Source organism: Saccharopolyspora sp. 6M, assembly GCF_020176775.1.
Lineage (GTDB): Bacteria > Actinomycetota > Actinomycetes > Mycobacteriales > Pseudonocardiaceae > Saccharopolyspora_C > Saccharopolyspora_C gregorii.
Window position 1 is genome coordinate 1 of sequence record NZ_JAIUJZ010000317.1, and the last position, 3,867, is coordinate 3,867.

The following is a 3,867-nucleotide window of genomic DNA, read 5'->3' on the forward strand; positions in this document are numbered from 1 at the left end:
TCCGTGGCCTGCGGATCACCATTCGTCTCCGGCGCGGTTGGACGAGATCCCGTGGCCGTTGGATCACAACCCGTACGACTGATCGCGGGTTTCTAGGTCCGGCCCGGTGTCCTGCACCCCCCGACCAGGCGCGGGCTGGTGCCCGGCCGGGCTCGGCTCCCCGTGTGTGGCGCGCACGTGCACGCGGGGGCCTGGCCGGGTTTTCACGCCGGACATGAGTTGTGTCCCTCTTCTGTCTGGCGGTGTCGGGGTTGAGTCCGGCCGGGGTGGCGCCTCTTGCTGCCTCGGCCGGATTCCCTGTTTCTTGTGTCCACGGTGGAGCGTGATGGGTAAGACGGTAGTTCCAGATGTACTTCCGGATGTGGTCGCGTTGCGGCGCGAATTGCAGGCGGTGCGGGGCCGGTTACTGATGAACCGGCGCGGAATGAATGAAGTATCGGATGATCTGGCGGCGTCTGCCGGGGTGAGCGAATACATTCCTGAGCAGTGCGCGGGGAAGGTCACCGATGCGATCGATTCCTTGTCGCAGGCGATCACGTTGTTGCACGCGATCCAATCTGGGATGGAAATGCATGATGTCCGGGAAACTCACGGATGAGGCGGGGATGGCAGAGATACGTCTAAGCGATCCCGGTGATCCTGATCCGGATGCACGTGGGGGTGGGGATTGGAGGGTCGGCGATCGCGGTCCTGCGCGGGAGTGGGCGCGGCCGACTGGCGATGAGGCTGCCGCGATGCGCTCGGGCGCGTTGCGGCTCTGGACGGTGGAGGTCGGGCGCTACAACAGAGTGGTGGTGGACGCACGTCGTGGTGACACCGGGGACGAGTGCAAGATTCTGCTGAGCACCGGGCACGAGAACCCGTGCGCGCTGACCGAGGACTCGGCGGCGGAGCTGGCGGAAGACCTCCACAACGCGATCGCTTGGCTGTGGCCCTCGGCCGCGCCGGAGGAGCGAGAAGAGTAAGCAGCCTCGGCAAGGCACGTCCACGCCCCCGAAAGAAGGCGCCGGAACCAGTAGCCTGGTCTCGGCGCCTTCTGCGTACGATGCCCTGTCAAGGGGCTGATTGATCTTTCCGGGTGACACGCTTAGCGGCTGTTTAGCCATTTTCTAGTGGGCGTTTAGCTTTCTGCCCCGAAGTGTGGTCCAGTCCAATCGTGCAGTGTATCGCCGCAGTTCGCGGCACGCTCAGAGGTTGCCGGGCGGTATTTCTGGTGAGATAGGGCACAGGGGTGTGCTTGTAACAAACTCCTTGTGGCGGCACATATGCCCGATACATTGATCTTATCTCGGAAGGGATCGGCGAGGGGGCTGGTTCCGGGAGATGGTATCGGGAGTCGCGTTAGTGAGGGGTGGATTTTGGCTTTACCGCGTGGTTTTCGGTTTCCGGTGTCGCATGAGGATGTGTTTCCGGCGGGGGCTTTAGTGGTCGGTGAGGTGGAGATCGCGGCGGAGCGGCAGTCACAGGAGGATCGGCAGCGTGGTCGGGAGGCTCGGCAGCGGGTGGATGAGGGGTCTCGGTTGCCGGTGTGGCGGGTGGTGGTGAGTGATCCCGCGCCTGCGCGGCGGGCGGAAGCGTCGGTGACCGTGGAGATTCTGGCGGAGGAACGCCCGGTGTTGCCGGACCCGGTGCCGGAGCTGGCGTCAATGGGTGTGCGGCCTGTGGAATTCGTCGGCCTGAAGGCTCAGCCTCGTCTCGGCGGTCAGGGTGATTACCGTCATTTGACGTGGGCGTACACGGCGGATGGGGTGCGGGCGCCGCAAGCCGGTTCGGGGGCGGCGTCATCGGCGAAACCGGCGAAATCCGCGGGATCGGGTTCGGGCGAGGGGTCGTCGGCGGGTGGTCGGTGATGGCGCGGCGTGGTGGTGTGACGCCGTTGCGGCCGGGGCCATCGATGTTGGGGCTGTTGCCTCGGCAGTGGGCGGTAGCGCCGTCGGATCACGGTGCCTGGTTCTTGCTGGGTGGTCCGCTCGCGGGTGATCCGGATGTGATGATCTCAGTTGAGCAGGCCGTGGGCGGGGATCGGGACCTCGGGGAACCGATGGCGTGGCTGCTGGCTGAGGTGCTGGCGATGATGACCGGCGGGCACACCGAGGGCGTGGAGCTTTCGGAACGGGAGCGGTCGGACCTGACGTGCCAACTGCGGATGATGCTGCGCATGGCGCGGGGGCTGGATGGCTGACCCGGATGGTGCGGGTGAGCGTGCGGTGTGGCCGGTTGAAGTGGCGTGGCGGGTGCTGGCGCGTGCGCTGTTTCCGGGTGGTGTTCCGCCGACGTGGCACGAGCGGGCTGCGTGCGCGGATGATCCGGAACCGGTGGACGGCGGGCATTGGCGGATCGAGCAGGCTCGTCGGCTCTGCGGTGGGTGCCCGGTGCGGCGGGAGTGCCTGGCGGATGCGATCGCGTGGGAGACGCGTAGCGCGACCCGGGCGGCGACCACGGTGGGTACGCGCGGCGGGCTGACAGCCACGGAACGAGCGGCACTGTATCGCGCGCTGCCTGGAGGGGTCGGAGTTTCCGGAATGGAGCGCCGACGGCCTCGCCGGTAATCGGGACTCTTTCGAAACAGTTGTTAGGGCGGGGGGTTCTGTGATGGCCGGTTCCGATGATGTTCCCGGTGAAGGCATCGAGTACGCGATGCTGGTTCCTGCTCCGCAGGTGACGGCTCTCGGCAATTGCACGATGTGTGGGGAGCCGGAAGAGCATCATATTTCACCGGATGGGGAGGTGAGTGTCAGGGAGTTTCACCGGTCGTTTCTGGGAGCGTACGCGCGATTTATCGATGAAGGATGAAGGGGTGGGGTTTGGCGCAAGACGAGCACATTTCCGAGGCGGTCACGGACTTGATGGAGAGGGGACACACATGCGATTCGGTCAGGGCGGTTCGGGGGGAGCTGTTTTTTCATCTGGCGTCGGTGTGGGACGCGGTGGCCGGGTGTGGCGGGCCGTCGTCGGAGATCGCGTCAGTGCGGGCGCAGCAGTGCCGGGACCGGGGCCGGTCGCTGCTGGGTCGGGTCGCGTGACCCCGGCTGTGGAAGCATTGGCCGATCAGATCGCGGCACATTTGCGGGAGACGCCGGCGTTCGCTGACCAGGGTTTTTGTCAGGCGCAGGTGGTGGAGCTGGCGGCGCGGGCCGGGTGGCGTGAGGCGCGGCGGTTGCTGCTGGGCCGGGTTCTGCGGGGTGATCCGGTGGAAGGCCGGGCGTGACCGTGCCGGGCTCGTGTGGGTCCGGTCGGCATCGGGTGATTCTCGCGTGGGAGATCGAAACCGAAACGATGGCGCTGGTGTGCACGACATGCGCTCGCGCAGTGATTTCGGGGGATGAATCACAAGGGCCGTTGTTGTGGGATCTGATGAAGACCATGAATTGCGGGGAGGGGATGAATGGCGACGGTTGAGGAAGCGTTTCGGGTGATCGCGGATCGGCCGGTGATGGCGGAGGCGGCGCGGCTGGCGTGGCGCGCGGTCGCGGAGATCGAGGAATGCCGTGTTGTGTGTGATCGGGCGTATCGCGCATTCGGTGACGAATACCCGGGCCTGGAAGATGCGTTTCGGGGCGCGGTCGCGGCGGTGCGGGATGCCGAGGTGCCACTACGGGATTCGGCGGTGCGGCTTCGGTATCTCGGCGGCTGAGGAAATCGGGGGTGCAGGAATGAACGAAGAGGCAGTGCGCGCATCGGATGAGTTGGAGTCGGCGGCGGCTGATTTGGAGACGGCGGGGCGTCCGGTGATCGTGTCGGAATCCGTGCTGGCTGAGCCGGTGCGGGCGGCGGTGGATGCGGTGCGCGAGTTGGCCTCGGACCTGGCTGAGTCGGGGAGGTACGGGTCCGAGTAACCCGCCACCCACCGCTCTCCGGGTGGGTGGG

Annotated in this window: 8 protein-coding genes; all 8 read left to right on the forward strand. The window is 66.2% G+C overall.

The annotated features are described in order from the left end of the window. Positions 1–325 precede the first annotated feature (325 nt). The 8 genes from LCD31_RS28380 (at position 326) to LCD31_RS28415 (ending at position 3,836) form a co-directional block, all read left to right on the forward strand. Complete coding sequence (locus LCD31_RS28380; protein ID WP_224963196.1) at positions 326–598, forward strand: hypothetical protein; 273 nt, start codon at positions 326–328, stop codon at positions 596–598. A gap of 136 nt (positions 599–734) precedes the next feature. Then, entirely contained in the window at positions 735–965 is a 231-nt protein-coding gene (locus LCD31_RS28385; protein ID WP_224963198.1) for a hypothetical protein, read from the forward strand. 761 nt (positions 966–1,726) lie between these two features. Next, positions 1,727–2,182, forward strand: a complete 456-nt coding sequence (locus tag LCD31_RS28390) for a hypothetical protein (protein WP_224963199.1) — start codon at positions 1,727–1,729, stop codon at positions 2,180–2,182. Then, entirely contained in the window at positions 2,175–2,549 is a 375-nt protein-coding gene (locus tag LCD31_RS28395) for a WhiB family transcriptional regulator (RefSeq protein WP_224963202.1), read from the forward strand. Before LCD31_RS28390 ends, LCD31_RS28395 begins: the two co-directional genes overlap by 8 nt. Positions 2,550–2,592: 43 nt before the next feature. After that, the gene (locus LCD31_RS28400) at positions 2,593–2,793 is read left to right on the forward strand and encodes a hypothetical protein (RefSeq protein WP_224963204.1); all 201 of its coding nucleotides are present in this window, start codon (positions 2,593–2,595) and stop codon (positions 2,791–2,793) included. 238 nt (positions 2,794–3,031) lie between these two features. After that, complete coding sequence (locus tag LCD31_RS28405; RefSeq protein ID WP_224963206.1) at positions 3,032–3,208, forward strand: hypothetical protein; 177 nt, start codon at positions 3,032–3,034, stop codon at positions 3,206–3,208. A 177-nt stretch (positions 3,209–3,385) separates the two neighbouring features. Next, on the forward strand, positions 3,386–3,634 hold the full coding sequence (locus LCD31_RS28410) for a hypothetical protein (protein WP_224963208.1): 249 nt from the start codon (positions 3,386–3,388) through the stop codon (positions 3,632–3,634). Positions 3,635–3,653: 19 nt separating this feature from the next. Continuing rightward, a complete protein-coding gene (locus LCD31_RS28415) occupies positions 3,654–3,836 on the forward strand; it encodes a hypothetical protein (protein WP_224963210.1) in 183 nt (60 codons plus the stop codon). The last annotated feature ends 31 nt before the right edge of the window (positions 3,837–3,867 follow it).

What these genes read in the sequence shown, in the direction of transcription:
- LCD31_RS28380 (WP_224963196.1), top strand. Translation starts at nt 326, where the DNA reads ATGGGTAAGACGGTAGTTCCAGATGTACTTCCGGATGTGGTCGCGTTG.
- LCD31_RS28385 (WP_224963198.1), top strand. Translation starts at nt 735, where the DNA reads ATGCGCTCGGGCGCGTTGCGGCTCTGGACGGTGGAGGTCGGGCGCTAC.
- LCD31_RS28395 (WP_224963202.1), top strand. Translation starts at nt 2,175, where the DNA reads ATGGCTGACCCGGATGGTGCGGGTGAGCGTGCGGTGTGGCCGGTTGAA.
- LCD31_RS28400 (WP_224963204.1), top strand. Translation starts at nt 2,593, where the DNA reads ATGGCCGGTTCCGATGATGTTCCCGGTGAAGGCATCGAGTACGCGATG.
- LCD31_RS28410 (WP_224963208.1), top strand. Translation starts at nt 3,386, where the DNA reads ATGGCGACGGTTGAGGAAGCGTTTCGGGTGATCGCGGATCGGCCGGTG.
- LCD31_RS28415 (WP_224963210.1), top strand. Translation starts at nt 3,654, where the DNA reads ATGAACGAAGAGGCAGTGCGCGCATCGGATGAGTTGGAGTCGGCGGCG.